Source organism: Natranaerovirga pectinivora, assembly GCF_004342165.1.
In the GTDB taxonomy this organism is placed as follows: Bacteria; Bacillota; Clostridia; order Lachnospirales; family DSM-24629; genus Natranaerovirga; species Natranaerovirga pectinivora.
Genome location: NZ_SMAL01000006.1, coordinates 78028 through 104540, shown reverse-complemented (window position 1 = coordinate 104540; position 26513 = coordinate 78028). Strand labels below are relative to the sequence as shown.

The following is a 26513-nucleotide window of genomic DNA, read 5'->3' as shown; positions in this document are numbered from 1 at the left end:
ATGTTATGCTTTAAAAGGTTCATTTAATAATTCTGTGCCTTCTAAAACAAATCTTCCATTTTCTATTATATTAATTTTTATGTTATCTTTTCCTATCACAGTAATACAACCTATTTCATCATAAGGGATGGTAATATCCGTATGACAATTAAAATATGCCTCTTCTGAATCATTCTTTCGTAGTATGGATTTTTCGTTATCCCTAGCAATGATTTCTTTTCCATCTGGATTATAAGATGGATGATCTTCTTTTCTTGAATAACATGTGTCTCCCACTGCAAAGTGTGGACCCATTTTTTCTACAATTAAAATAGGTAATAAATTCACGATACCATATTTATTTGCCATTACATAAGCTGTTGTATTTGTTCCAATCGCAAATTCTCCCATTGGAATACTCTCATAGTTATACATTAAATTCTCTTTTATAAACTTTTTATTCTCTTCTTCATTTTTAAAATTTGTACAAGTATATTCTTTAATATAACCCTCTTTAAACTCTAATGTTAAGTTTTCATATTTTAAATCATTTAAATAAACCTCTTTAACATGTAGTGTGCCTTGGGTCCCTGTTAATACTGGCGATGTAAAAACTTCGCCAACTGGTACATTTACATCTGCTACACAGTTTTCAAATTTTGTTTCTTTCTCAGGATCCTGGATATCTTTTAGTTTTATTCTTATATCCGTTTTGTTACCCTCTCGGCCTTTAACTTCAACAAATTCTCCCTTATCTAATGTGTCTATAATGGTTTGTTGTATTTTTTCATACAACATACTATCAAGGGTATTTACTTTTATAATGTCTTCAAATATTGCTTCAAATTGGTCTCCAATCTCTGGTAATGGAAAAGCAATAATGGTAAAACTCCACTCATCACCAGGCATATACTTGTATTTGATTTCTTGTAGTTTATTATTTAGTTTGGTTTTTAATTTTTGTTGTTCATCTGAAAGTTTTATTGCTTCTACTTTATTCAAGGGTTTAAATGGCTTTTCTCCAAAGACTTCAATTACCGCTGGTCCAGATAATTCTCTAGCTTCTTTTTTGTACTTTTCCATAATGTCTTGTTCTACTTTAATCCTAAGTTTGGCATACTCCTCATCTAGATATATGCCTTCATCAAAGCGATGGTCATAGTCATATTGTTTATTTGGGCTAGTTGCATAATACCCTACTTTTAGATGTTGCCTTTTATTAACACTTCTAACGGCATATCGATACATAATAGGCTCTAAATTCATTTCTTTAAAGTTTTTGATGGCTTCTCTTACCACTCTTTCGAATCCAATAGAATACCTTATGTTTACAGTTGATTTTTTGCTTATATCTATACCATCTCTTAGAAAGCCTTTTTTGTATGCCTCAGTGTACGTTGATGACATTAACTTGATTGTGTCTTCAGATTGTTCATTAAGAAACTGAGCAATTTTTAATTCATTTTCTGTAACATATTCCCCATATTTATATAGATATCTTAAATCATCAAAGTTACTTTTATTAACTATATCTATTGAATAGTTTAATGGAACAAATACTTCTTGTGTACGTCTTTCAACGAGATGGCATAAATTTTCTTTATAGAAGTTTTGTACCATTTCTTTTAGCTGACTAAAATCCTCCATATTAATATTTGCAATTTGTATGATCAATTCTCCAAATATGGTTATATCATATAATCGATGTTCGAAAATATCTGGTATGCAGCCTCTTATATCTGTATATAACAAAGTTAATATTTCTCCCACTTCTTTGCCAAATGTATCTATCGCATATTTAGGATTGGCATAACTTGTATGATAGTTTTCTTCAAGAATATCCTTATATAAAACTTTATTATCTTTTTGAATTTCATCTATAGTCTTAGTAAAATAGCTCTCATTTATTTCTTTTTCTTTTTTAATTAATTCAATTAAAAATTCTGTTATAAATTTAATATATTTATTATAGGCATTATCACTTTGTATATCTAATAAAATACTTTCTACAGCCAATACCATTTCTTCAAAACGTTCTTGAATTTTTTCATTTTCAACTTCTATTATTTCACTATAGTTCATATTAATTATACTCCTTTTAATGTTTTTCATTGATTAAATAGCCTTTTTCAGTTGCATCGTCTAGTATTTTCTCAATGTATTTCCATATTTTTCTCGAACCATCTTTCGTATATTCATTTCTTTTAATGACCATTTGTTTTGAAACTTCATGCTCTTTCCAAGATTTCCCTTGTGCATGGTAATTTAAAAGAATTGGCTGAACTCTGTCTAATGCTGATGCGAATCTAGATTCTTTTGTTTTTAGCTCTTCAAACTCTAACCAAAGTTTATAATACTCTTTACCTTGATCCTTTGGTAATAAACCAAAAATTCGTTTTGCAGCTAATTCTTCTCTTTCTCTTTTATCTTTATTACCTTTTTCATCGTAAGCATAAGTATCTCCTGCATCTATTTCTACTAAATCGTGAATTAATAACATTTTTATGACTTTTAGAATGTCTATATTCTTGAAATTAGAGTGCTCTGATAATACCAAAGCCATTAATGCAATATGCCAAGAATGCTCTGCATCATTTTCTTTTTTTGTACCATCTATAATATGACTCTGTCTAATTATTGTTTTCAATTTATCTATTTCTATTATAAATTCCATTTGTTTTTGTAATCGTGTTATATGAACTTTTTCTCTTGAGACAACATTTTTCTTTTTATACTTTTTTGCTTTCTTAGGGCAATTTTTACAATAGGATTTATTCTTTTTCCATTTTCCACAACATTGATTTGCCATATTCATCACCTGCTTTTTTCTAATTCTAATAAATATTTTTTTATATGAAGTCCGCCACCATAACCTACTAATTGGCCATTGGCACCAATTACTCTATGGCAAGGGATAATAATAGGTATTGGATTTTTGTTATTTGCATTCCCTACGGCTCTACAAGCTTTTTCATTACCTATAAGAATTGCAATATCTTTGTAAGAATATGCTTTCCCATAAGGTATGGTCTTTAATGCATTCCATACTTTTATCCTAAAATCAGTACCGTCTAATTGTAAAGGTATGTCAAAAATATCTCTTTCTAATAGAAAATATTCTCTTAATTGGGTGGCTGTTAGTTCAAGAATTGGATTGGTATATTCTTGCATTTCTATTTTGTTTATAAAATTAACCTCTGTTAAGTATTCTTTATTCCCTATAAGTTCCAATATACCTATGGGACTTTCTAAATATTTTCTATATATAATATTATCTTCTTTCATATTCTCACCACCCCATAAAGTGTTTCATTAACTTTTTACTTTATATGAAAAAACTTTCTAATAAAGTAAAAAGAGTTAACCTTTTAGTTAACTCTTAGTATACCTGATTTTATATTTATTTCCAATTATTTTTGTCTTAAATCAATATTGTTATTTACTATATATTTTTCAATTGCTTCAACGTCTTTGTCTCCTCTACCAGATACATTAACAATTACAACTTCATCTTTACTTAATGTTGGTACAAATTGCATTGCATAGGCAATGGCATGAGAACTTTCTATAGCTGGAATAATTCCTTCAACTTGTGATAAATATAATAATGCTTTTACTGCTTCGTCATCTGTTATGGCTTCATAAACAGCTCTTTCACTGCTTTTTAAAAAAGCATGTTCAGGACCTACACCTGGATAATCAAGTCCTGCTGAAATAGAATACACAGGCATTGGCGTTCCATCTTCATTACTCAGGAAAATGGTTCTCATCCCGTGGATTACACCTTCAGTGCCTAATGTCATAGTAGCCGCATGATCTTTTGTATTCACACCTTTTCCTGCTGCTTCAACACCTATTAAGCCAACTTGCTCATGAGGTACAAAGGCATGGAATAAACCAATGGCATTACTTCCTCCACCAACACAAGCAATACAGTAATCTGGTAAACGTCCCTCTTTTTCTTTGATTTGTTCTATGGCTTCTTCTCCAATAATCCTTTGGAATTCACGTACGATATATGGGTATGGGTGAGGTCCAACTGCAGATCCTAACAAATAAAATGTATCATCAATTCTTTCAACCCATTGTTCAATGGCCTCATCTACTGCATCACTTAATGTTTGGGTCCCTCTAGTAACAGCCGTTACTTTTGCACCTAATAATTCCATTCTAAACACATTAAGCCTTTGTCTATCTGTGTCCTCTTTACCCATAAAAATTTCACATTCCATACCAAACATAGCGGCTGCCGTTGCTGTTGCAACACCATGTTGTCCCGCACCTGTTTCAGCAATGATTTTCTTTTTACCCATTCTTTTTGCTAAAAGAATTTGTCCAATGGAGTTGTTGATTTTATGAGCCCCAGTATGGTTTAAGTCTTCCCTTTTCAAATATACTTTTGCACCACCTAATGCTTTTGTTAGATTTTCAGCAAAGTATAATGGGCTTGGTCTTCCTACATATTCTTTTAAATAGTACATATACTCTTCTTTAAAACTTGGGTCTTTTATAGCTTCTTCAAAAGCTACCTCTAATTCATTTAATGCTTTGATAACTGGTTCTGGAACATATTGTCCCCCAAAATTTCCAAATTGATGATTCATACAAATTTCCTCCTCTTTCATTATACACTTTTAATTTATTTTCTGATAATAGAATCCATTAATTTCTAACTTTTTTACAAATAAAAAAACTTTGCCCCATTAGGACAAAGTTATATTGTGCCACCCAAAGTGATTTCAGATACTAACATATCCTATCCTGTAACGTAGGAAGTACGGCTCAGGCTACTTATGTTCACCCTGCTTCTCATGAATCCATTCAGAATAACCCTTAGTATTAGGCTCACACCACCCCTAACTCGCTTAAACTGTTTTTATTCTTACTACTTTCAATCATTGAATTTTTCAAGTTTAGTTTGTTTTAATTATAGTTAAATACTCTATTAATGTCAAGATATATTAAATATCTAAAAACAAGTATACATTTCTTTTGTCCAACACATATTAAACTTGTATATTTAAATTGAAAGAGTGATGATATGGGTAATGTTTACAGAGTTAATAAAAATGGTGTGGAGTTAACACAATCCATTATTCCTTTAAAAGATACCGCTGAGCACTCTCCTCTCAAAGAAGTAAAAGCTGGTGGTGGTGCATATATTAATTTAGATTATGATTCTATTAATTTTTCCGATGGCAAAGAAGATGATACTAAGAAAGGATAGGATATTATGATTGATAAAAGAAGGCCGAGTTTAGAATTAGAAAAATATAAAACCATTAGTGCAAAAGAGGTAGAAGTTGCTGATACTGCACTCAATGAAGATGACCTTAATGCTCTTGATAAGGATGAAAAAGATGAAATAGTAGAAAAAAGTAAATATCATTAATTAAATAAGCAACATATACTCGTTGAAATTATAAGAAGAGAAAGATTTATTCTTTCTCTTCTTTTTAGTCTTATCACTTTCCCTTGATTCTCTAATATAATTTTCTTTTCTTTTGCATATGATTTAGCAATAGAGAAAAAAGGATAAATATAATGAATCGAAAATCCATCATCATATATAATGTGGTTATTCTGTGCTTACTTTATTTATTAATAGGTTTTATCTTTTGTTTTATTTATATTCTTTTACATTATTTAGGACTAGGTTCAATAATGGACACTTATGCATCTCCCCTACATCAACAACAAAATATTGATCTTTTTACCCGCACATTGTACTTTAGTTTTATTACTCAGTTTGCTGTAGGTTATGGGGATATGATTCCATTAGGACTTGCCAAAGGGGTTGCCATCTTCCAAGCCTTAATTGGCTATGTTCTTCCTTATGCTATGGTCTTAAATTATATTATCATTCATCCTAATACCCTTAGAGGCTTTAAGAAAAAATGATTAATTTTTTTCAAAACAAATAAAATCAATTTCTTCTAATGCCTTCTTTAAATCACTTAGTATAATCCCTTTATATGATAAGATGATAACTGGGTGCTTACTTATATTCTTCTTTAAAGTATAATCTGATAATACATTAAGTATGATGCCTTTGTCTATACATTCTTCTTTGATTTGTTTTTCTAATTTTTGCGTTTTTATTTCTATATATAGATTAAAACCTGAATCCCCGCCTTTTATTATAGCTTGATCCTTAAATATCTCTTGTATCAGTTTTTTTACCTGTTCATTCTTTTTTGAGTAATGGACTTTTAATCTTCTAATATGTTTTTCAAAATGCCCTTCCTTCATATAATTGGCTATTGCCAATTGTTCTAACTTTGATGCCGTTTGTGCATATGTACCTTTTATATTATTGTATTCCTTTAGTAATGAATAGGGTAATATCATATAACTTATTCTTATAGAAGGTAAAAATACTGTTGAGAATGATCCTAAGTAAACAACTCTCTCTCCTCTGTTTAACCCTTGTAATGAGGGTATCGGTCTGCCTTGGTATCTGATTTCTGAGTTATAATCATCTTCAATGATATAGGCATTTTCAGATTCTGCCCAATGTATGAGTTCGGACCTTTTATTAATTGGCATAACGGTTCCTGTTGGGAATTGGTGAGATGGACTAATATAGCAGGCATGGACTTTGGCTAGACTTAAACAATCCATATCGATACCATCTTTTTTGATGTCAATTGGAATTAACTCAAGGGGACTATTGATAAAAACATCTTTAGCTCTATTAAATCCTGGATCCTCAAAGCCTATTTTAGTATTGCTAAATTTACTTAATATATTAGATAACAAGAATAATAATGGCTGAACACCTGCCCCAATGATAACTTGGTCTGTATTTGCAAAAACACCCCTGGCTTGGTAAATGTATTTTACAATTTCTTCTCTAATAGCCATTTCTCCTTGTGGGTTATTTTGAGTTAAAAGTTCTTTGCTCTTTTCGCTTATGACTTTATCGATTGTTTTCTTCCATAAAGTTTCATTAAAAATACTATCCTCAATATATGTATTTGTTAAATTGTATTTTATCTTTTTTTCTGTTGTATTTGTATTAGCGCTTACTATTTTATCCGTACTTGGATGTAACCAAGTATGATTGATTTCACTCACATAATACCCCTTTTTTTCCTTACTATAGATATACCCTTCCACAATTAATTGATGATAAGTATTTTCTATTGTTGTTTTGCTCATATTAAGATTCTTTGCCATTTGTCTTATTGATGGCATTTTTGTATTGGCTTCTATTCTTCCCTCTGAAATTTCTTTTCTTATGCCCTCATACAATTGAACATACAATGGTACTGAGTTGTTTTCATTTATATTTATTACGATATTCATATCATCTGTCCCCCCGAATTCATTCAAATCTGTCACTATATTAATGCACACTATTTATGTATAGTATAACTAACGTAAGAAAATATAACAAGAGGTGAATTAGATGAATCAATCAAAAAGTAGTCAATTAGCATACACAGGTTTAATGACCGCCTTGGTTATGATCTCAACGGCGTTCATTAGTTTTACAATTCCAAGAGGGTATATTCATTTAGGGGATGCTATGATCTTCCTATGTGCTATTTTATTAAAATGGAAATATGGTGCCTTTGCTGCAGGAGTAGGTTCTGCGTTAGCCGATATATATCTTGGTTACACAATATGGGCTTTACCAACTTTAATCGTTAAAAGCATTATGTGTATTATTGCTCACTTTATCTTAAGAGCTGATAAAAAATCCTTTGCTTTTGTAGGGGTTGCTATAGGTTCTATATGGTTAGCTTTAAATGTTGGATTCAGATATTTCTTAGGTAAATATGTATCCGAAGATCCTGCTGCATATTTAGAAGCTTTAGAGTATAGGGGGGTAGAAAGATTAGCTGATGTAATCCCTTACACGAATGCAATACAAAATATTCTTATTGGTATAGGTCTTGTATTTTTAGTTGCTGTATTATTGATTGTATTAAAAACGAATAAAAGTGATAAAAAATTAGTCTTACTTAGACAGTTTGCAGCCTTCTCATTTGCAGGTATGTGGATGGTTATTGGCTATTTTATAACTGAAATCATTCTTTATGGAAATTATGTTACACCAATATTTAGTGTGCCTTTTAATGTTTTACAATTTGTTATAGGTATTATACTTGCTCAAGCTATCTATAAAGCTTTAGAAGGAAAATTACCAAAGGAATTAGCCTAATGTTTAAGGTAGAGAAAAGAAATTTTTCTCTACCTTTTTTATGTGCCTAAGAAAGGGTGCATAGACCTAACACGCAGGAAAAACTTAATCCACAAATAACAAAATATACAAAATTAATAATATCTTTTAATCTATAATGATATAATTTTAAGTATAATAATTTTTTTGTAAGAAAGGAGATTACCATGAAAAATTTATTTACCCCTTTTTCAATAAAAGGGCTAGAATTAAGAAATCGAATTGTTATGCCTCCTATGTGTCAATACTCAGTTCCTAAGAAAGATGGGATTGCTACAGATTGGCATTTTGTCCATTATGTAAGTAGGGCCATTGGAGGAACTGGGTTAATTATAATAGAAATGACTGATGTAGAGCCTGATGGCCGTATTACAGATTATGATTTAGGGTTATGGTCTGATGATCATATTGCTCCATTAGCAAGAATTGTTGAAGCTTGCCATGAATACGGCGCAAAAGTCGGTATCCAAATTGCTCACGCAGGCCGTAAAGCTGAAGATGCACCTGTCCCTGTTTCTTCATCCCCAATCCCTTTTAATAGTGACTTTAAAACACCAAGGGAACTAACAACAGATGAAGTTAAAGACATGGTTGAAAAATTCCATAGGGCAGTACGACGGGCTGTTAAAGCTGGTGTTGATACCGTAGAACTTCATGGGGCTCACGGCTACTTAATGCACCAATTTCACTCTCCTTTAACCAATTTACGAACAGATATTTATGGAGAAGAAAAAACAAGATTCGGCATTGAAGTGGTAGAAGCTGCAAAAAGTGAATTGCCATCCTCTATGCCTTTACTTATGCGTATGTCCGCTATGGAATATGTAGAAAATGGCTATACCACTGACTATGGTAAGATTTTAGCTGAGACATATCACAGGGCAGGCGTGGATATGTTTCATGTAAGTTCTGGTGGTGAAGGGCCAATTGGCGGTGGCGGAAAACCTGGAACACATTCTGCTTATCAAGTTTCATTGGCGAGAGAAATCAAAAATGCCCTTAATGTTCCAGTCATTGCCGTAGGTCTATTAGACGAACCTGCCCTTGCCAATTCTATTATAGGGAATGAGGATGCCGATTTAGTAGCCATTGGAAGGGGTATGTTACGCAATCCACACTGGGCACTAGAAGCAGCTGTGAAGCTTAATAAAGCAATTGCATTTCCAAAACAATATGTAAGAGGCTTTCCAAACCTTTAATCTTAAAAACAAAGGGATTTTTAAAAAGTCCCTTTGTTTTATTTTTTATTGATATATTTTATTATAAAATCTAAGTCTTGAGCCTTTGATTCATCTAATAAATCTTCAAGTACATTCCCTTTTTTCTTTAATCTATCTTCAATATTTAACAAATTATAATCTCTTGGATGACATCCATTTTCAACTTCTTCCCATAATAAGGGCGTAGATACTGTGGCAAACTCTGTTGCTCTTGGTGAGTAAGGAGCTATAATGGTTTTCCCTTCCCACATTTGAAGGTAATCAAAATAAAGCTTTTTATTTCTTTTATCCACCATTCTTTCTATGGTAATTTTATTAGGATATTTTTCAGCAAAATACTGACCAAAAAAGGCGTTAATATTTCGTGCTGTATCATAATCATACTTACTGCCTATAGGTATAAATATCTGCAACCCTGTTGCTCCTGATGTTTTGATATAACTTAATATATTCATTCCTTCAAGGGTTTCTTTTACTATTAAAGCGACCTCAATGACTTCATTAAAGTCTTGTCCTTCTGAAGGGTCTAAATCAAAAACAAGACTGCTTGGATAATTATCTTTATTTATTGGGTTAAAACTTAAATGATATTCTATAGCACCTTGATTACCTAACCATAGCAAAGTTGCAATGTGATTAAGGTGAATGTATTCTTTGTCATGGTACCTGTTTGTATCAACCCACTCTGGTGCAGATTTAGGTTTGTTTTTTTGAAAGAAGAAGTCTTTATTCACACCATTAGGGTATCTAATGGTCGTTAAATATCTATTATTGGTAAATGGCAAAAGGTATTCTGAGAGGCTTATTAATTTTTCTAAGTAATTTAACTTTGTTATCCCATACTTAGGCCACAGTATTTTATTATGATTTGTTATATTAATATCGTATCCGCCAATATTTATTTTTGCCATTATAACACAAAGTCCCTTCCATCCGCTTCTTCTGGATTTTCATTGCTAAAACCTATCATTTTAGGATGTCTTAATCCACCATCATTGGTCCATTCCATAAACTGAATCCAACAAGTTAATATAGGTTTTATCCAAACAATATCTTTTTCATTGTAATTCCTAAAGGGGGATTCAACTATTTCTAATTGATCTTTATAGTTGTGTAATAAGGTTTTATCACTTTCTTTTAATCCAATTGCCACACTTCCAATATGATAAAACCCTTCTTCCTTCTTTATGCCAACCACTAAAGAGTATGGAAAACCATTCTTATATTTTATACCACCTATTACAACAAGTACTTTTCTATTCAATTTAATCTTGTACCAGTCTTCATGTTTTTTTCCTTCTGTATAAGTACTTGTTTTTTGTTTAGAAACAATGCCTTCATAATTTTTTGTTTTCATAAGTTCATAGAGCTTTTCACCATCTTGAAAGCTATCTGTTACAGTGATATTATCACTTTTTTCGATTATAGTTCGTAAAATGTCTTGTCGTTCCTCTAATGGGTACCCTCTTAAATCTTTATCATTTAATTTTAAAATATCAAAAACAATATAAAATAGAGGTGCATTTTTACTTTTGTATTTTGTTCGATCTCTTTGTAAAAGTTTTTGAAAACTAGGCTTCCCTTCATCCATAAAAACAATTTCACCATCTAGTATAGCATTGTTTTCTTTGAAAACTTTAAGAATATTAGCCAGCTCTGGATAACTACTTGTTCTATTATTGCCTTTTTTAGTATAAATATCATAAGTGTTATTCTGTATATACGTTAATCCTCTAATGCCATCCCACTTTATTTGATGAATCCAGTCTTCTCCTTTAGGAATCTTTTTAGAAACGACGGGCTCCATAGGTTTTATCATATTCAAATTAATCACCTAACTAGCTGTTGTTTTTCTTTTTCTAGGTGTTGCAGCCTTCTTCTTCTCTTTTGTAGTTTCTTTAAGACTTTGTTGTAGGGCTTCCATAAGGTCGATAACATTTTTATGTTCTGCTTCTGGGGCAACATGAACTTCTTTACCTTGAACTTTCTGTTCTATTAAATTCCTTAGTGCGCTTCTGTACTCATCTGTGTACTTTTCTGGGTTAAATTCAGCAGTTAATGTGTCCACCAATTGGGTTGCAATGTCCACTTCTTTTTTATCTAAATTAACGTCTTGTGGTATTCCTGGTACATGGTCAATACTCCTAACTTCATCTGGATAAAAAATCGTTTCTAACACCAATGCATTTTTATAAACTCTTAATGCTGCTAAGGATTGTTTGCTTCTAATGGTAATTTTAGCAATGGCTATTCTCCCTGAAGTATTCATTACTTCTCTAAGCAAATGATAGGCTTTCCCACCATTTTCTTGTGGTGCTAAGTAGTAACTTTTATCGAAATAAATAGGATCTATTTCTGATAAATTTACAAAATCTACAATCTCTATCCCTTTAAATTGGGCATCAGATTGAATTGCAGCAAAATCTTCCTCTTTTAATATAACAAAATGACCTGGTTCGTATTCGTATCCTTTTACAATATCCTCTTCTTTTACTTCTTCATTGCAGTTAGGACAAGTTTTTTTGTATTTAATAGGTGTATTACATTTTTTATGAAGTTGTCTAAAAGAAATATCTTTATTTTCTGTTGCCGTATACATGTTGATTGGTATATTAACCAAACCAAAATTTATTGATCCTTTCCACATAGTTCTCATATTCATCAACCTCTTTCATGAGATTTCTCTAATTTATTTAAGTTTACGTGTTGGCTTTAGGATTAAATATCACAGCTGCCAAATATCCAAACACAATAGCTGCTCCTACACCTCCAGCAGTTGCAGATAAGCCTCCTGTGAATATGCCTAAAATATCTTGCTCATCAACAGCTTTTATAACACCTTTTCCTAATGCATATCCAAAACCTATAATGGGTACTTTCGCTCCTGCTCCAGCAAAATCTACCAAGGGCTGATATATATTCAACCCTTCTAGGATGACTCCTAAACTAACATAAATAACTAAAATCCTTGCAGGCATTAGTTTTGTTGTATCCATTAATATTTGAGCAATTACACATAATAATCCACCTATAACAAAAGCCCAAACATATTCCATTATATCCATTTAATAACACCTCTTTCATCTAATTCTCTATAACAACAGCATGGGCTATTCCTGGTACACTTTCTCCTTCATTGGAGCTGACTGGGCTTAATAATGCTCCAGTTGGAACGATTAAAATTCTATTTAATTCTCCTGATTGCATCTTCTTTAAAAAATATCCTGTTAATGTGACAGCTGAACAAGCACATCCACTTCCACCCGCATGGGTGTCTTGAGTAACAGCTGCAAATATTTCTAGTCCACAATCTGTATAATTGTCTTCTAATTTATACCCTTTTTCATATAACATTGTCTTAACAAGAGCCTTTCCAACAATTCCTAAATCTCCAGTGGCTATTAGATCATAATCTGCCGGGGTTCTTCCTAAATCTTTAAAGTGATTATATAAGGTATCTACTGCTGCTGGCGCCATAGAAGCCCCCATATTCATGGCATCTGTTACACCATAATCCATTATTTTTCCTGTTGTAATATGGGTAATTTTAGGCCCCTTGCCTTGCTTCCCTAATACAATGGCACCACTTCCAGTAACTGTCCAACTTGCCGTTGGTGGTCTTTGCGTACCTAATTCTAATGGGAATCTAAATTGTTTTTCTGCACTGCAATAATGGCTTGATGTTATGGCTAAAGAATACTCTGCAAATCCACCATCTATACTCATTGATGCCAATTGTAATGATTCAGCCATAGTAGAACAAGCCCCATATAATCCAAAAAATGGTACTTGATAATCCTTAAGACCAAACGAAGATGCTATTAATTGATTTAGTAAATCTCCACCGAATATATACCGTATATCCGTCATAGCTAAGCTTGCATTTTGTACAGCTAATTTGGCTGCTTCTTTTTGAAATTTACTTTCTGCTAACTCCCAATTTGGCTCACCCCAAGCTGGATCTTCTACTATTTTATCAAAGTACTCTCCAATTGGTCCTTGTCCTTCTTTTGGACCGACTACTGAAGAAAACCCTAATATAATAGGTGGATTTTCAAATTGAACACTTTGTTTTCCTATTATTTTTGTCATCTATATCACCCTATCCAAGTTTATTTAAAATAAAATAAATAAATCCAACGACATATGAAGTTAAAACACCATATAATATTACTGGTCCTGCTAAACTAAATATCTTTGCCCCAACACCAAATACATACCCTTCTCTTTTGAATTCTATGGCTGGTGATACAACGGCATTAGCAAATCCTGTAATAGGTATAACAGATCCTGCACCTGCATATTTACCAATTTTACTATAAATATCTAGACCCGTTAAAAGGGCACCGAAAAAAATTAAAGTGATTGCAGTAAAGTTTGTAGCATTTTCTATATTATGACCCCAACTCTCATAGAGTCTAAAAATGCCTTGTCCAATAACACATATTAAACCTCCAACCCAAAATGCCCTAAAACAGTTTCTAACTATATTTGGTTTTGGAGATATTTTTTTAACCAACTCATTATATTCTTTATTTATTTTTTGTTGATTTTGCTTTTTTTCCATTAATATTCCTCCTATTTATAACGTGCAAATCCAGGCAGTATATAATAAATTAAAGAACCCATCATTTTACCTAATGCAAGAGAAATAATAAAATACGATATCCCTACATGTAGATTGATTCTTCTTGTTAGAATGGGAATAACATTTAATACTTCAGCAAGAGATACAGCTAATGCCCCAATAAATATTCCGGAGAACATACCAAATATAGATGACCCTAGAAGACCGATTGGTACCCTTATGTCTGTAACCAAAGAGATGGCTCCAAAAATACCTCCAAGCGTAATACTGTCTTCATATACTCTTACATAATCATTGGTATTGGTTTTTTGTATTAATCTAGGAACCACACCGATAACTGCAATAAAAGCAAAAACACCGCCAGAAATTACTATTCCTGCCCCAAAACCAATAATAACTAATAGTATATAGTTAATCCACATCTACTTCATTCCCTTCATCAACTAGAGATTCTATAATACTATCCTCTACATTTTTTTCATATAACCTCATTTCAACTTCTATAGGTGTTGGATCCTCCATAATTTTAACTTTTGTAAAATGATTAAAGAACACAATGATTCCTACCGCTAACCCTATAGAGTATGAAATCTCTAGTATCGTTGGATTTTCAGTAGTAACTCCTGTAAAAATTCTATATATTTCTTTAAACACATCTGGAACAGCTGCATCTGTATGGAATGTCATTATTGCAATAGCCCCACCTGTAAATAAAATGAGACAAACGGATATAACTTTTAATAATGTTACTGCTTTATTTTCTTTGGTCATATTAGGCCAATAGCATATTATAAAATCAGTTTCCCCAACATTTTGGATATCAATATTTTTAACATTACTTTGAATAATACGTATAATTTCTAAGATAGAAACTACATAATTTTTTTTTATGTCTTTTTTAATTGTTAAAATAGTTAATTTTTTAATTTCATTAACAACTGCAGGGTTATCACCTTCTACTTTTGCAATATCTTCTATTTTTACATTCTTTTTATCAAGTATTGTTTTTTTTGATGCTTTAATGTATATGCTAGTCGTTTGCATAAACTCAACCCTTTAGAATTCTGTTATCTTCAACAAATGTACCTTTATATACCACATTGTCTTCTGGAATCGTATACACGTACCAAATTAAAAGCAATGATAAAACAACCACAACACTCAGAGATATTATTAATCCATAATTTTTTTTCATATATAAATCACCCCATATTTGTTTTATTTTGGCTTATGGTCTTATTATATTTTTAGGAATATTTCATAATATATTCTGGAAATTTTTAAACTAAATTTATTTTATGATGTTTTTAAAAAGGGCATAAAAAAAACCCTAAAAGGGTTTTTATGATAGCTTTGCTCTTATTTGTGTTAAAATCTTTTTCTCTAATCTAGAAACTTGAACTTGTGATATACCTATTTCATTTGCTATCTCCGTTTGAGTTTTATCTTTAAAATACCGAAGTATAATAATTTCTTTTTCCTTTGGCTTCAAATCTTTTATAACTTCTCTAAGTGCTATTTTATCTAGCATCAAATCACTGTCATCTACAGATTGGTCTAATTTATCTATCAAATAAATAGGATTTCCATCACCTTGATGTATTGTTTTATAAAGGGATTCTACTTCAGCATTAGATTCTAATGCCATTACGATATCTTCTGTACTAACTTCTATTGCTACTGAAATCTCATCAATAGTCGGCTCTCTACCTAGTTTTTTACTTAATGTATCCTTCGTTATTCTAACTTTATTAGCAATTTCTTTTAATGATCTACTCACTTTTATAATCCCATCATCTCTAAGAAATCTTTTTATTTCTCCTAATATCATAGGTACGGCATATGTTGAAAATTTTACATCATAAGACAAATCAAATTTATCAATAGCTTTGATAAGACCTATGCTTCCTATTTGAAATAAATCGTCTAATTCATACCCTCTATTTGTGAATCTTTTTACTATGCTCCAAATAAGACCAATATTTTCTTCAACTAATGTTTCCCGAGCAAATTGGTCTCCCTCACGTGCTTGTTTAATCAACCCCAATGTTCTATCCATTTAAACACTTCCTTTATTACTCTTCTATTCGGCTTTGTATTTTCTTTTTCATAATTATTTTTGTGCCGTTGTTCGGAGTTGACTCAACAAATACCTCATCCATAAAACTTTCCATCACTGTAAATCCCATCCCTGATCTTTCAAGCTCTGGCTTAGATGTATATAATGGCTCCCTAGCTTGCTCAATATCTTCTATTCCTGTTCCACTATCAATAACTTCAATATATACCTCAGTATCATATAGTCTGCAGGTAATATGTACTTTTCCTTCTTTGTTTTCATAACCATGGATAATTGCATTGGTTACAGCTTCTGATACAGCTGTTTTAATATCAGAAATTTCTTCTAATGTAGGATCTAATTGTGCTGCAAATGCAGCAACAACAACCCTTGCAAATGCTTCATTTTCCGAACGGCTATCAAAATCAATTTTCATTTCATTATTGTGCATCATTTGTTTTTCCCCCATTTCTATATTACCTTTAGTGCATCATTAATACTTTCGTACTTGCTAATAATCTTATACAATCCTGATAAATTGAAAATGCGGTCCACGCTAGGTTTTACATTTGTTACACCTACGCTTCCACCGATACTATTTAAATTTTTATATCTTCCCATTATAACGCCTATTCCAGAACTATCCATAAAATCCATATGACCAAAATCAAAAATAATATTTTGTATATTATTTCTCTCTATTAATTTATCAATTTTTTCCCTTACTACTTTAGCATTATGATGATCTAATTCTCCCAACATAATAACAATTAAATTTCTATCTACTATTTTACATTCTACATTCATTGGTATCCTCCTATAAATTTACAGTATTTTGAGTATTTTACAATTTTTCCCATTCAGTGACTAAAAAGGTGGATTAATAGCTTTCACTATTAATCCGGTATTAAGCTTCTATAATACTGAGCATTAGTTGCTCTTGTTGTTCCTGGGTAATTTTCTATTACCTGATTAAAAATTTCAATGGCTTTTTGATTTTGATCTAGCCTTTGATAACTTCTACCTGCAAAGTATAACGCATCACCTGAAAATCGGTCTTGAATATCATATCTAAGAACTTTTGTCAAATTTTCAACTGCTGACGTAAGGTTACCTCTTTGATAATCATTATACCCTCTATTATAATATTGTCTTGCTGCTTCAGGATAAGCAATCTCTCTTATACTATTATAAATCCTACTTGCCACTGTAGTGTCTAATGCATTAGAGTCTACATCATACATTGCGTCAGCTGTTGCCACTCTATCTCCAGTTAGATGAATCTCAATGGCTCTTTGTAATTGTTCTAGTGCTTTAACATATTCACTTCTTTGTTGATATTCCTCTAATTCCTCTAAAGTAACTGTTAGATCTCCTTCTAAACTATTTATTTGAGTTTCTAAATGTTTGATTGTACTACTTGTCTCATTGGTAATAGCTCTTTTCTCTTCTGTTAATTCATTAATCACATTATTCTTAGAATTTATTCTAGTTGGTAACACCAAGAAACTCATAATTAATACCCCAATGGCTAAACCAAGGAATATATATCCCCCTTGATAAATATAATCGAATTTATCTGATGAAAAGGATTTTTTATTTGCCTTATTAGGTTTCTTGTTATCTATTTGTGGTAATAAAACATCTTCAGATTCAAATGTGTTTGAGTCATTATGCTCACTTAAGCTTTCAAAATACCTTAGCGCCGTATAATTATTTTTATCTATTGCTAATACTTTTAATAATGATTTTTTTGCCTTATCTAAGTCTTCTGCTCTCATATACAATAATGCCAATACACAATGTGCTTTTATGAAATTAGGATTTAAACTTACTACCTTTTTTAATTGAATAATAGCCAAGTCAGCGCTGTTTTGATTAATATAATTTAAAGCTTGATTGTATTTTTTTATTGCAGTATTCAATCGATCTAATTTGTGTTGATTGTTTTGTACTTCATCAATATAAAAATCTGCTATATTATCCTTGCTATCATAATTTTTACTTATAATCCATTGTTCAAGGGCTAAAACAACTTCACCAATTTCAAAATAAATTAATCCAAGTAAATTTCTTGCATCAATATTTGTTTTATCATATTTTAAACATCTTTTTAGATAATCTATCGCGCCACTTAAATCACGTATCTTCGTCTGTTGTAATCCTTTATTATACAGATATTTTGATGTGTTCATTATTTTTTTATAAAGTTTTACTTCCATATTGCAATGCTCACAAAAATTATTTTTATTAATATCTTTTGTACATTTAGGACATATCATATCTTTCCCACCCTATGTTTTTATATCAATTTGTGTTTTTCATTTCTTTTAATATCTCTTGCAATATATCAGATATATCTTTTGAATCGTAATTGTAAACAGAATCCTCCGTATCTTCAATTTCTAAACATGGTTTGAATTTTTTAATCTCTTCATCAAAGTTAATCATTTCCTCTCTCCTTCTAATTGTATATTTATGTAAACTTCAAAATCATTTTTTTCAAAATTAAAATTATACAGTTATATTTATTTGTTTTTATTTTTATTATAATTTGTTTTAATTCCAGACCTGAAATGCTTTTATAACTATAATATCTCGTATTTCAATAAAAATCAATGGTTTTATGTGTTATATTAGAATTTTTATATTTTATAATATAACCATTTTACATTATAAGAGTTTATTCTTCTTTAGTTCTGTTAATTGCAGTATTAATTTCTTTTTTTCGACAATGTGTTCCTTTATCATCTTACCTATTAATTTTCTAAAATTTGACAATAATATTTTTATATTATATAATATCCTTAGTATATTTTTAGGCAATGGGGCCAGTGGATTTTAATAATCCATTGGCTTTTTATGTCTTATTATAATTAAACTCCAGGTGGTGGTCTTATGTTTAATGCTCAAATAAACAAGCTGTCTATATTTGCTAACAGCATCTTACAAGGTGATTACTCTTCTACAATAATCATTGATGAATTCACTGGAAAAAATAAAATAATAGCCCAGTGTATTAACAATTTGAAGCATCAGTTATTAGAATATACTTTTGAAACTCAAGTCGTCTCGGACCAAATAACCGCAGTAACCAATCGGATGGAAGTAAGTTTACAAAATAATGAACAGCACTTTAATATCCTTAACAATCAATCCATTCAATTAAATCATTTAAATACTTTAAATCAAGATGCTGTTGAACAAACAGTAGATTCTTCAGAGCATATTCAAGAAATCCTAAAAAAATCATCTACTATTACAAATACTTTACTTGAAAACAGTATGAACTCTCAAGCAACTATTAAGCTAGGGTTAGATGAAATATATGGTATAATAAACATTATTGATTCTATTGCTCAATCTAATATGCAAACCTCTGATAATATAGATCAGCTAAAAAACTCTTTTAATGAAATCCAAAACATCTTAAAAACAGTAGAAGGTTTTGCTAAACAAACACACTTACTTTCATTAAATGCTTCAATTGAATCTGCTCGTGCTGGTGAATATGGAAAAGGGTTTGGCGTAGTAGCAAGTGAAATAAGAAATCTTGCTGAAGAAAGTAACTCAGCTGTTACCAATATATCTAATTTAATCGAAACCATTTATTATGATGTGAATCAAGTTACGGAACAAAATGCTCTCAATTCAAACAAAGTTGAAGATGCTGTGGCTCACACAAATAATATCCAATACCATTTAAATAAGATCGAAGATTCTTTTGAAATGGTTCAAGGTGGTGTTAAGGATATAGTTGAAATGAGTAAGTCTGAGAAAGATTTATTAAATAAGATTAGAGAAGCCATCCTAAAAATGAAAGATACTTCTGATGCCACTACAGAAAGTTTTAATCAAATTTTTAGATCTATAAGAGAGCAAAATGAGCAGGTGATACATATGAAGCAACTTGAAAAAGCCTTAAATGATTCTGCTGGTTCATTAATAACATTAACCCAAAAATCCAACTTAAATATACTAGAAAATAACATGACACAAATCAATGAATTGGCAAACTCACTATTAAGTTGGTTAAATGAAATGATTATGAACATATGTCATAACAATACTTTCGATATAAAAAACCCTTCATTGATTAAAGAACAAACAGATGATATATTGAATGCTAATGATAAATTAGAAGCCATTTGGGTGAATGATATAAGTGGTAGCTTTGTATATTCTAACCCTCCAGCTGGAATCGCCAATGCCAATGTTAGAGAATGGTTTCAAGAAAGCATTAAAGGAAAAGAATTTATATCTTCTACTTATATTTCTGCTATATCAAAAAACCCATGTGTAACAGTTTCTTTTCCAGTTTATAGCCATAATAAAATCATTGCTGTAGTAGGAGCTGATATTAATATTAAAATCATCTCTTCTGAGGAATAAAAGAACAAAAAGGAAGACCCTTTTTTCATTTGGTCTTCCTTTTTGTATTATCTAGATGTTAATTGGTCGATTCTTTCTTTTACTTGATTCATCATCGTTCTATACTTCTCTAGTTTAGCTTTTTCTTCTTCTAGTTTATTAGCTGGTGCTTTACTAACAAAACTTTCATTAGCTAACATTTTAGTAGATCTTTCTAATTCTTTTTCTAGTTTGCCTTTTTCTTTTTCTAATCTTTCGATTTCTTTTTCAATATCAATTAGTTCTGCAAAAGGCATAAAAATTGTAGCGTCAGGTATAACTGTCGATACCGCATCTGTATCTATGCCACCTTTGTCCTCTTGAACGACAACTTCACTTGCATAGCCTAATGTTGAAAAGAACACTTTTGCTTTTGTAAAGATTTCTTTAATACTTTCTTTTTCAGAAACAACAAATACTTTTGCTTTCTTACTTGGTGGGACATTCATTTCTGCTCTAACATTTCTAATGCCTCTAACAGCTTCTTTGATGATTTCAATTTCTTGTTCATCTTTTTCAAAGTTCCACTCTTCTTTGTACTTAGGCCACTCTGAAATCATAATAGATTCTTCCTTTTCCTCTATAAAAGTGAATATTTCTTCTGTTATAAATGGCATATATGGATGTAATAATTTTAAGGATTGAATTAATACTGTTTTAAGTGTCCATAAAGCAGCATTTTTTGTTGTATCTTCTTCGTTGTATAATCTTGGCTTAACCATTTCTATATACCAATCACAAAACTCTTCCCATATGAAATCGTATAATTTTCCAACAGCGATTCCTAAATCATAGTTATCCATATTATCTGTTACATCTTGAGCTAACTTATTTACCTTTGATAAAATCCATTTGTCTGCTTGAGTTAACTCACTTAAGTTTATTTCTTCAATAGATGTATTTTCAAGATTCATAAGAATAAACCTTGAAGCATTCCATATTTTATTACCAAAGTTTCTACTAGATTCTACTCTTTCCCAATGGAAACGCATATCATTTCCTGGAGCATTTCCTGTAACAAGGGTTAATCTTAAAGCATCTGAACCGTATTTTTCAATAATTTCTAATGGATCAATACCATTTCCAAGACTTTTACTCATTTTTCTTCCTTGAGCATCTCTAACCAGTCCATGAATTAAAACAGTATGGAATGGTAATTTATCTGTATGCTCTATTGCAGAGAATACCATTCTAACAACCCAGAAAAATATAATGTCATATCCAGTAACCAATACATCTGTTGGATAGAAATACTCTAAGTCTTTTGTATTATTAGGCCAACCTAATGTTGAAAAAGGCCATAATGCTGAACTAAACCAAGTGTCTAAAGAATCTTCATCTTGATGGATTTTTTCACTGCCACATTTACATTGAGATGGCACTTCTTTGGATACAATAATTTCTTTACAATCACTACAATAGTAGGCTGGAACACGGTGCCCCCACCATAATTGTCTTGATATACACCAATCTCTTATATTCTCTAACCAATGAAGATAGACTTTTCCAAATCTGTCAGGAACAAATTTTAAATCACCTTTTTTATATGCTTCTATAGCAGGCTTAGCCAGCTCCTCCATTGCTAAAAACCACTGCATCTTAATTAATGGCTCAACTACTGTATTACAACGGTCATGCATACCCACATTATGTTTATGATCTTCTATTTTTACTAAGAATCCTAATTCTTCAAGATCTTTTACAACTGCTTTTCTTGCATCATATCTAGATAACCCTTTATACTTGCCACCTTCTTCATTAATGCTTCCATCGTCGTTCATTACATTGATTTGTGGCAATTCATGTCTTAAGCCTACTTCAAAGTCATTTGGGTCATGGGCAGGTGTTATTTTTACAACTCCTGTTCCAAATTCTTTATCAACATACTCATCTGCTATAACTGGTATCTCTCTATTTACTAATGGCAATACAACTTTTTTACCAATTAAATGGGCATATCTTTCATCTTCAGGGTGTACTGCTACTGCAGTATCTCCAAGCATTGTTTCAGGTCTAGTTGTTGCCACTTGGATGAATTCATCTGAATCTTTAATAGGATATTTAATATGCCAAAAATTCCCTTGCTTTTCTTCATGTTCAACTTCAGCATCAGAAATGGTTGTTTGACATACAGGGCACCAATTGATAATTTTTGCACCACGGTATATGTATCCTTTTTCATATAACCTTACAAAAACTTCTAAAACCGCATCTGAACAACCTTCATCTAATGTAAATCTTTCTCTTTCCCAATCACAAGAAGCGCCAAGCTTCTTTAACTGATCGATGATAATACCACCATATTCTTCTTTCCACTTCCAAGCTCTTTCCATAAAACCTTCTCTTCCAAGGTCTTCTTTTGTTAACCCTTCACTAGCCATTTGATTCACAATCTTAACTTCTGTGGCAATACTAGCATGGTCTGTACCTGGTTGCCAAAGGGCATTAAACCCTTGCATACGCTTATATCTAATTAAAATATCCTGCAACGTATTATCTAAGGCATGTCCCATATGGAGTTGCCCTGTAATATTTGGCGGTGGAATAACAATTGTAAAAGGCTTTTTACTCTCATCTACCTCAGCATGAAAATAATTTTTATCAATCCATTTCTTGTAAAGACGATCTTCAACAATTGATGGATCATAAGTTTTTTCAAGATTTCGCTCCATTTATAAATCCTCCATATTTCTTTTTATAAGTTTTAAGTAAATACTTTTTCATTTTCTCATTGTAAAAATCAAGACATTAGTATGGGAATATCTATGCAAAACAAGTGACTTTTAAATATTTTATAGAAAACCTTAGTAAGTGTAGATTCATATTTCGTTAAAAGCCTTAACTGTTTGACCGAAGGGAGTTTTAAGGCTTAGAAATATTAATCGAAACGCACTTAGTTTTTCATAAAATATTTATTGGAACTGTTTTGTATAGATACTCCCATACGAAAGCAGCCATGAATTTTAATAAAACATAACAATCATTCCACCTACAGCAATAAAAACGGCCCCAATAACCTTAATCACAAATTTCATCTGAAACAAAAGTTCCATGAATTCTTTATCAACATTAACACCTTTTCGTCTCCCTATAACCCAACTCATAACAAAAAGAATTGCACCTATTACAACTAATATACTTCCAAAAACTACCATAAGTCACCTCATTCTCTATCTAATTTATTAACTCAACTTATGCCTCTTTCTGTGTAGGAGACACAAGTTTCGTTGAAAACATTAATTTAAAACAAAAAAGGCCCTTTCATTCCTAAGGACGAAAAGACCGCGGTACCACCTTAATTCAAATACACAAAGCACTCAAAACTTTTAACGGAGTTACCCGTTTAATCCTACTATTAGTTCAGATTAACTGTTCAAGAGCTACCTTCCATAAGAATTAAACTGAGAAAACTTTTCAGCCAATGGGTTTTCCTCTCTTTCAGGATTCCTATGTACTCTTCTCCATCATTACATTTACCTTAAATTTAATATTCACTTACTCACCTTATGCCTCTTAGTTCCCAAGTGTCATAAGTTTCATTGAAAGCAAGTTGAAAATCATACTTTTATATTATGGTATAGAAAGTTTAATAATTTGTCAAGGATTTTTAGTATTGTCTTATAAAATATTATGCTCTTCTTTTTTACGTTCTAAAATTGCTTCAACTTCAGACTGAACAACACCATTGTGTTTTGTTAATATTTTCAATTTATTACCTGATGTTTCTAAAATACCTTTGTTGAAATTCATTTGCTCTTTTAACTTTGTATGAAGACTGGTCATATTACTCATATATTCTTCTTTCTTTGATTCATCTACTAACAAATCAATTTCTGTTAATATCTTAATATGATTTTCTATATAAATACCTTTAAGCTTTCCTAATATTTCATCTTCTAATATATCTAGATTATTCGTTGCTTGTCTATAAACTTCTTGTTCCTCTTTTTGTTTTTTATATTGGTCCCATAGGTACCTTAGTTCATTACACGTATTCACTTTATATTTTTTATATTCATATTCTAAAAGATTTGTATTATTAACATATTTAATTTGAACTCTTTTTATATACTCTAAAGCTTTTTTTAGTAATTTATCATTCTTAGATAACCTAAGAACAGATTTTCTTTTAAAGTGATAAATAAATAATACATATATTAAGGAAATAATTAGTAATCCTATACTTCCTATTGTAACGTCTTTATTATACACACTGCTTAGCATGGTAAAAATAACAAGGAATAAAGAAAATAGGCAAAAAAATGAAATAGAAGTTATTTTGACCATTTGTCTTGATTTATTTATTTTATTTCTTTGATAATTTAATTCAGATTTTTCACCTTCAAGGTGTTCTAAGTCTCTTTTAATAAGACTTTGACGTGCCTCTAATTCATTCATCTTCAATAAAACTTCTTCCATATGATCTTCATAAATTTCTAAATGGGCTAATCTTGGATCAATATTTAAAGATATCTTATAGGTTTCTCTTGCTTCTCTGAATTTAATTAATTCTACAACATCCCCAATTAAAGTTTCTTTAATATTATCTGGAAGTTTTTCAAGTTTTTGATAGTCTGATAGTATGGATTGAACTTCATCTAGTTCTGGTTTAATGATTCGAATTTGTTTGTGTGCTAGACTAATATCATCACAAATGGCTTCGATATACCTTTTTCGGTCATTTTCATCATCAATATCAAATGTGACTTCCTCTATTTGAGATTTATTAAAGAGTTTTTGAAAAAATTTTTTTATAGCATCAAGTAATTTTGTCATTATTGTCATCCTTTTATGAACTAATGTTGATAAACATACTCATATTAGTTTATTTGCTTTTTTTAAATAAACAGTTATAATAATTATAACACTTTATATAATAAACATTCAACAATAATAATACGAAGAGGGATTCTATGAATACGAATAACAACCACTTTCACGGCAGTGACCTAGAAAAAATAGAACAAATATACCAGATTTCAAAAGAAGCAGTTATTAATTATAGTTCAAATGTTAATCCCCTTGGGATTTCACCTTTACTAAAAAATGAATTGGCTTCTAATATTGATATTATAACAACTTATCCAGATAGAGATTATACTAATTTGAGAAAAAGTATTGGAGACTATTGTGAGACAAATTATGAGAACATTATTGTTGGCAATGGTTCAACTGAACTTATATCTCTTGTGATGCATTTAAAAAAACCTAAAAATGCCATTATTATTGGTCCAACCTACTCTGAATATGAACGGGAGATTGCTTTAACAGGTGGGGCATCTTATTATTTTCCTTTAGAAGAAGAGAATCATTTTGAAATAAACATTGAAAATCTCAATAAACAATTAACTAAAGAAATTGATTTATTGGTTATCTGTAATCCAAATAATCCTACTTCTACAGCCATTACCCAAAGCTCTATACGATCCATACTAGATCATTGTAAAAAGAACAATGTCTTTGTTATGATTGATGAAACGTATGTTGAATTTTCAGAAGACATCAATGTTATATCGGCAGTTCCTTTAACAGAGTTTTATAACAACCTCATTATACTTAGAGGCATCTCAAAATTCTTTGCTGCTCCTGGGTTACGTTTAGGTTATGGTATATGTAGTAATGAAGACTTAATAAAAGAAATGAATGCCAAACAAAATCCTTGGGCCATTAATACATTGGCCAGTTTTGCTGGTGAAATCATGTTTTCAGATCAAGCATATATCACTGAAACTAAGAACCTTATTGCTTCTGAAAGAAAAAGGATTTTTGAAACCATGAGTCATTGGGATTCGGTAAAAGTATATAACCCTAGTGCCAATTTTTTACTTGTAAAGCTATTAGACCCTAGTGTTACTTCAACTATGGTATTTGAATATTTGGTTCGTAAAAATATAATGGTTAGAGACTGTTCTTCCTTTCCATTTTTAAATGATCGTTTTATTCGTTTTTGTTTTCTAAAACCAAGAGAAAATGATTTGCTATTAGAAGCATTGAATGAATTTTTAAATACAACATCTTAACCCATTTAATAAGTTTAGTGGTCCTTTAATTTAAAAGTGGCTTATA

The 26513-nt window shown here is 30.9% G+C and carries 29 protein-coding genes and 1 other annotated feature; of the genes, 7 read left to right on the top strand and 22 right to left on the bottom strand.

What is annotated here, in order from left to right; genetic code table 11:
• Positions 1–3 precede the first annotated feature (3 nt).
• From EDC18_RS09595 to trpB, 4 genes are all read right to left on the bottom strand, one after another.
• Entirely contained in the window at positions 4–2061 is a 2058-nt protein-coding gene (locus EDC18_RS09595) for an aminopeptidase (RefSeq protein ID WP_132252580.1), read from the bottom strand.
• A gap of 16 nt (positions 2062–2077) precedes the next feature.
• The gene (locus tag EDC18_RS09590; protein ID WP_132252733.1) at positions 2078–2674 is read right to left on the bottom strand and encodes an HD domain-containing protein; all 597 of its coding nucleotides are present in this window, start codon (positions 2672–2674) and stop codon (positions 2078–2080) included.
• 119 nt (positions 2675–2793) lie between these two features.
• Positions 2794–3264, bottom strand: coding sequence for a methylated-DNA--[protein]-cysteine S-methyltransferase (locus tag EDC18_RS09585; protein ID WP_132252578.1), 471 nt, complete (start codon positions 3262–3264; stop codon positions 2794–2796).
• Between the two features lie 125 nt (positions 3265–3389).
• Positions 3390–4583: a tryptophan synthase subunit beta gene (trpB, locus tag EDC18_RS09580; protein WP_132252576.1), complete on the bottom strand. Its 1194-nt coding sequence runs from the start codon at positions 4581–4583 to the stop codon at positions 3390–3392.
• A 437-nt stretch (positions 4584–5020) separates the two neighbouring features.
• On the opposite strand from trpB, the gene EDC18_RS09575 reads away from it, so the two are divergent.
• From EDC18_RS09575 to EDC18_RS09570, 3 genes are all read left to right on the top strand, one after another.
• A complete protein-coding gene (locus EDC18_RS09575) occupies positions 5021–5206 on the top strand; it encodes a hypothetical protein (RefSeq protein WP_132252574.1) in 186 nt (61 codons plus the stop codon).
• 6 nt (positions 5207–5212) lie between these two features.
• A complete protein-coding gene (locus EDC18_RS14590) occupies positions 5213–5371 on the top strand; it encodes a hypothetical protein (RefSeq protein ID WP_165878541.1) in 159 nt (52 codons plus the stop codon).
• A 152-nt stretch (positions 5372–5523) separates the two neighbouring features.
• On the top strand, positions 5524–5880 hold the full coding sequence (locus EDC18_RS09570; RefSeq protein ID WP_132252573.1) for an ion channel: 357 nt from the start codon (positions 5524–5526) through the stop codon (positions 5878–5880).
• Here the strand turns inward: EDC18_RS09570 and pdxR are convergent, their stop codons facing one another.
• Entirely contained in the window at positions 5881–7290 is a 1410-nt protein-coding gene (gene pdxR / locus EDC18_RS09565) for a MocR-like pyridoxine biosynthesis transcription factor PdxR (protein WP_132252571.1), read from the bottom strand.
• Between the two features lie 103 nt (positions 7291–7393).
• Here pdxR and EDC18_RS09560 point away from each other — a divergent pair, with 103 nt between their 5' ends.
• Together EDC18_RS09560 and EDC18_RS09555 are read left to right on the top strand one after the other, a co-directional pair.
• Positions 7394–8152 carry an ECF transporter S component gene (locus tag EDC18_RS09560; RefSeq protein WP_132252569.1) on the top strand — a complete coding sequence of 253 codons (759 nt, stop codon included), beginning with the start codon at positions 7394–7396 and terminating at the stop codon, positions 8150–8152.
• A 185-nt stretch (positions 8153–8337) separates the two neighbouring features.
• The gene (locus EDC18_RS09555; protein WP_132252567.1) at positions 8338–9369 is read left to right on the top strand and encodes an NADH:flavin oxidoreductase/NADH oxidase; all 1032 of its coding nucleotides are present in this window, start codon (positions 8338–8340) and stop codon (positions 9367–9369) included.
• A 38-nt stretch (positions 9370–9407) separates the two neighbouring features.
• Here EDC18_RS09555 and ligD (EDC18_RS09550) read toward each other — a convergent pair whose 3' ends face one another.
• The 14 genes from ligD (EDC18_RS09550) to EDC18_RS14580 all read right to left on the bottom strand — a co-directional run bounded on the left by ligD (EDC18_RS09550) (position 9408) and on the right by EDC18_RS14580 (position 18488).
• The gene (gene ligD / locus EDC18_RS09550; RefSeq protein ID WP_132252565.1) at positions 9408–10301 is read right to left on the bottom strand and encodes a non-homologous end-joining DNA ligase; all 894 of its coding nucleotides are present in this window, start codon (positions 10299–10301) and stop codon (positions 9408–9410) included.
• The gene (gene ligD, locus EDC18_RS09545; RefSeq protein WP_165878540.1) at positions 10301–11209 is read right to left on the bottom strand and encodes a non-homologous end-joining DNA ligase; all 909 of its coding nucleotides are present in this window, start codon (positions 11207–11209) and stop codon (positions 10301–10303) included. The genes ligD (EDC18_RS09550) and ligD (EDC18_RS09545) overlap by 1 nt, the downstream gene beginning before the upstream one ends.
• 15 nt (positions 11210–11224) lie before the next feature.
• Entirely contained in the window at positions 11225–12046 is an 822-nt protein-coding gene (gene ku / locus EDC18_RS09540; protein ID WP_132252561.1) for a non-homologous end joining protein Ku, read from the bottom strand.
• Positions 12047–12089: 43 nt separating this feature from the next.
• A complete protein-coding gene (gene spoVAE, locus EDC18_RS09535; protein WP_132252731.1) occupies positions 12090–12446 on the bottom strand; it encodes a stage V sporulation protein AE in 357 nt (118 codons plus the stop codon).
• Positions 12447–12474: 28 nt separating this feature from the next.
• Positions 12475–13482 carry a stage V sporulation protein AD gene (spoVAD, locus tag EDC18_RS09530; RefSeq protein WP_132252559.1) on the bottom strand — a complete coding sequence of 336 codons (1008 nt, stop codon included), beginning with the start codon at positions 13480–13482 and terminating at the stop codon, positions 12475–12477.
• 10 nt (positions 13483–13492) lie between these two features.
• Positions 13493–13957 carry a stage V sporulation protein AC gene (spoVAC, locus tag EDC18_RS09525; protein ID WP_132252557.1) on the bottom strand — a complete coding sequence of 155 codons (465 nt, stop codon included), beginning with the start codon at positions 13955–13957 and terminating at the stop codon, positions 13493–13495.
• An 11-nt stretch (positions 13958–13968) separates the two neighbouring features.
• Complete coding sequence (locus tag EDC18_RS09520) at positions 13969–14400, bottom strand: stage V sporulation protein AB (protein WP_132252555.1); 432 nt, start codon at positions 14398–14400, stop codon at positions 13969–13971.
• Positions 14390–15022 carry a stage V sporulation protein AA gene (locus EDC18_RS09515; protein ID WP_132252553.1) on the bottom strand — a complete coding sequence of 211 codons (633 nt, stop codon included), beginning with the start codon at positions 15020–15022 and terminating at the stop codon, positions 14390–14392. Before EDC18_RS09515 ends, EDC18_RS09520 begins: the two co-directional genes overlap by 11 nt.
• Positions 15023–15026: 4 nt before the next feature.
• Positions 15027–15173 carry a hypothetical protein gene (locus EDC18_RS14585; RefSeq protein ID WP_165878539.1) on the bottom strand — a complete coding sequence of 49 codons (147 nt, stop codon included), beginning with the start codon at positions 15171–15173 and terminating at the stop codon, positions 15027–15029.
• A 147-nt stretch (positions 15174–15320) separates the two neighbouring features.
• Entirely contained in the window at positions 15321–16037 is a 717-nt protein-coding gene (sigF, locus tag EDC18_RS09510) for an RNA polymerase sporulation sigma factor SigF (RefSeq protein WP_132252552.1), read from the bottom strand.
• A 16-nt stretch (positions 16038–16053) separates the two neighbouring features.
• Positions 16054–16491, bottom strand: a complete 438-nt coding sequence (spoIIAB, locus tag EDC18_RS09505) for an anti-sigma F factor (protein WP_132252550.1) — start codon at positions 16489–16491, stop codon at positions 16054–16056.
• Positions 16492–16508: 17 nt separating this feature from the next.
• Complete coding sequence (gene spoIIAA / locus EDC18_RS09500) at positions 16509–16844, bottom strand: anti-sigma F factor antagonist (protein WP_132252549.1); 336 nt, start codon at positions 16842–16844, stop codon at positions 16509–16511.
• An 89-nt stretch (positions 16845–16933) separates the two neighbouring features.
• Positions 16934–18319, bottom strand: coding sequence for a tetratricopeptide repeat protein (locus EDC18_RS09495; protein ID WP_132252547.1), 1386 nt, complete (start codon positions 18317–18319; stop codon positions 16934–16936).
• A 25-nt stretch (positions 18320–18344) separates the two neighbouring features.
• Complete coding sequence (locus EDC18_RS14580; RefSeq protein WP_165878538.1) at positions 18345–18488, bottom strand: hypothetical protein; 144 nt, start codon at positions 18486–18488, stop codon at positions 18345–18347.
• Between the two features lie 447 nt (positions 18489–18935).
• On the opposite strand from EDC18_RS14580, the gene EDC18_RS09490 reads away from it, so the two are divergent.
• A complete protein-coding gene (locus tag EDC18_RS09490; protein WP_132252545.1) occupies positions 18936–20429 on the top strand; it encodes a methyl-accepting chemotaxis protein in 1494 nt (497 codons plus the stop codon).
• A 47-nt stretch (positions 20430–20476) separates the two neighbouring features.
• On the opposite strand, the gene EDC18_RS09485 is transcribed toward EDC18_RS09490, so the two are convergent.
• The 3 genes from EDC18_RS09485 to EDC18_RS09475 form a co-directional block, all read right to left on the bottom strand.
• Complete coding sequence (locus tag EDC18_RS09485) at positions 20477–23119, bottom strand: valine--tRNA ligase (protein WP_132252544.1); 2643 nt, start codon at positions 23117–23119, stop codon at positions 20477–20479.
• A 291-nt stretch (positions 23120–23410) separates the two neighbouring features.
• Positions 23411–23602, bottom strand: a complete 192-nt coding sequence (locus EDC18_RS09480) for a hypothetical protein (RefSeq protein ID WP_132252542.1) — start codon at positions 23600–23602, stop codon at positions 23411–23413.
• 111 nt (positions 23603–23713) lie between these two features.
• Positions 23714–23924 (bottom strand) — a binding site (T-box leader).
• A gap of 141 nt (positions 23925–24065) precedes the next feature.
• Complete coding sequence (locus tag EDC18_RS09475) at positions 24066–25223, bottom strand: AAA family ATPase (protein WP_132252540.1); 1158 nt, start codon at positions 25221–25223, stop codon at positions 24066–24068.
• A gap of 137 nt (positions 25224–25360) precedes the next feature.
• Here EDC18_RS09475 and EDC18_RS09470 point away from each other — a divergent pair, with 137 nt between their 5' ends.
• Positions 25361–26467 carry a pyridoxal phosphate-dependent aminotransferase gene (locus EDC18_RS09470; RefSeq protein ID WP_132252538.1) on the top strand — a complete coding sequence of 369 codons (1107 nt, stop codon included), beginning with the start codon at positions 25361–25363 and terminating at the stop codon, positions 26465–26467.
• Positions 26468–26513 lie beyond the last annotated feature (46 nt).

What these genes read in the sequence shown, in the direction of transcription:
- EDC18_RS09595 (WP_132252580.1), bottom strand. Translation starts at nt 2,061, where the DNA reads ATGAACTATAGTGAAATAATAGAAGTTGAAAATGAAAAAATTCAAGAA.
- EDC18_RS09585 (WP_132252578.1), bottom strand. Translation starts at nt 3,264, where the DNA reads ATGAAAGAAGATAATATTATATATAGAAAATATTTAGAAAGTCCCATA.
- trpB (WP_132252576.1), bottom strand. Translation starts at nt 4,583, where the DNA reads ATGAATCATCAATTTGGAAATTTTGGGGGACAATATGTTCCAGAACCA.
- EDC18_RS09575 (WP_132252574.1), top strand. Translation starts at nt 5,021, where the DNA reads ATGGGTAATGTTTACAGAGTTAATAAAAATGGTGTGGAGTTAACACAA.
- EDC18_RS14590 (WP_165878541.1), top strand. Translation starts at nt 5,213, where the DNA reads ATGATTGATAAAAGAAGGCCGAGTTTAGAATTAGAAAAATATAAAACC.
- EDC18_RS09570 (WP_132252573.1), top strand. Translation starts at nt 5,524, where the DNA reads ATGAATCGAAAATCCATCATCATATATAATGTGGTTATTCTGTGCTTA.
- pdxR (WP_132252571.1), bottom strand. Translation starts at nt 7,290, where the DNA reads ATGAATATCGTAATAAATATAAATGAAAACAACTCAGTACCATTGTAT.
- EDC18_RS09560 (WP_132252569.1), top strand. Translation starts at nt 7,394, where the DNA reads ATGAATCAATCAAAAAGTAGTCAATTAGCATACACAGGTTTAATGACC.
- EDC18_RS09555 (WP_132252567.1), top strand. Translation starts at nt 8,338, where the DNA reads ATGAAAAATTTATTTACCCCTTTTTCAATAAAAGGGCTAGAATTAAGA.
- ligD (WP_132252565.1), bottom strand. Translation starts at nt 10,301, where the DNA reads ATGGCAAAAATAAATATTGGCGGATACGATATTAATATAACAAATCAT.
- ligD (WP_165878540.1), bottom strand. Translation starts at nt 11,209, where the DNA reads ATGATAAAACCTATGGAGCCCGTCGTTTCTAAAAAGATTCCTAAAGGA.
- ku (WP_132252561.1), bottom strand. Translation starts at nt 12,046, where the DNA reads ATGAGAACTATGTGGAAAGGATCAATAAATTTTGGTTTGGTTAATATA.
- spoVAE (WP_132252731.1), bottom strand. Translation starts at nt 12,446, where the DNA reads ATGGAATATGTTTGGGCTTTTGTTATAGGTGGATTATTATGTGTAATT.
- spoVAD (WP_132252559.1), bottom strand. Translation starts at nt 13,482, where the DNA reads ATGACAAAAATAATAGGAAAACAAAGTGTTCAATTTGAAAATCCACCT.
- spoVAC (WP_132252557.1), bottom strand. Translation starts at nt 13,957, where the DNA reads ATGGAAAAAAAGCAAAATCAACAAAAAATAAATAAAGAATATAATGAG.
- EDC18_RS09520 (WP_132252555.1), bottom strand. Translation starts at nt 14,400, where the DNA reads ATGTGGATTAACTATATACTATTAGTTATTATTGGTTTTGGGGCAGGA.
- EDC18_RS09515 (WP_132252553.1), bottom strand. Translation starts at nt 15,022, where the DNA reads ATGCAAACGACTAGCATATACATTAAAGCATCAAAAAAAACAATACTT.
- EDC18_RS14585 (WP_165878539.1), bottom strand. Translation starts at nt 15,173, where the DNA reads ATGAAAAAAAATTATGGATTAATAATATCTCTGAGTGTTGTGGTTGTT.
- sigF (WP_132252552.1), bottom strand. Translation starts at nt 16,037, where the DNA reads ATGGATAGAACATTGGGGTTGATTAAACAAGCACGTGAGGGAGACCAA.
- spoIIAB (WP_132252550.1), bottom strand. Translation starts at nt 16,491, where the DNA reads ATGATGCACAATAATGAAATGAAAATTGATTTTGATAGCCGTTCGGAA.
- spoIIAA (WP_132252549.1), bottom strand. Translation starts at nt 16,844, where the DNA reads ATGAATGTAGAATGTAAAATAGTAGATAGAAATTTAATTGTTATTATG.
- EDC18_RS09495 (WP_132252547.1), bottom strand. Translation starts at nt 18,319, where the DNA reads ATGATATGTCCTAAATGTACAAAAGATATTAATAAAAATAATTTTTGT.
- EDC18_RS14580 (WP_165878538.1), bottom strand. Translation starts at nt 18,488, where the DNA reads ATGATTAACTTTGATGAAGAGATTAAAAAATTCAAACCATGTTTAGAA.
- EDC18_RS09490 (WP_132252545.1), top strand. Translation starts at nt 18,936, where the DNA reads ATGTTTAATGCTCAAATAAACAAGCTGTCTATATTTGCTAACAGCATC.
- EDC18_RS09485 (WP_132252544.1), bottom strand. Translation starts at nt 23,119, where the DNA reads ATGGAGCGAAATCTTGAAAAAACTTATGATCCATCAATTGTTGAAGAT.
- EDC18_RS09480 (WP_132252542.1), bottom strand. Translation starts at nt 23,602, where the DNA reads ATGGTAGTTTTTGGAAGTATATTAGTTGTAATAGGTGCAATTCTTTTT.
- EDC18_RS09475 (WP_132252540.1), bottom strand. Translation starts at nt 25,223, where the DNA reads ATGACAAAATTACTTGATGCTATAAAAAAATTTTTTCAAAAACTCTTT.
- EDC18_RS09470 (WP_132252538.1), top strand. Translation starts at nt 25,361, where the DNA reads ATGAATACGAATAACAACCACTTTCACGGCAGTGACCTAGAAAAAATA.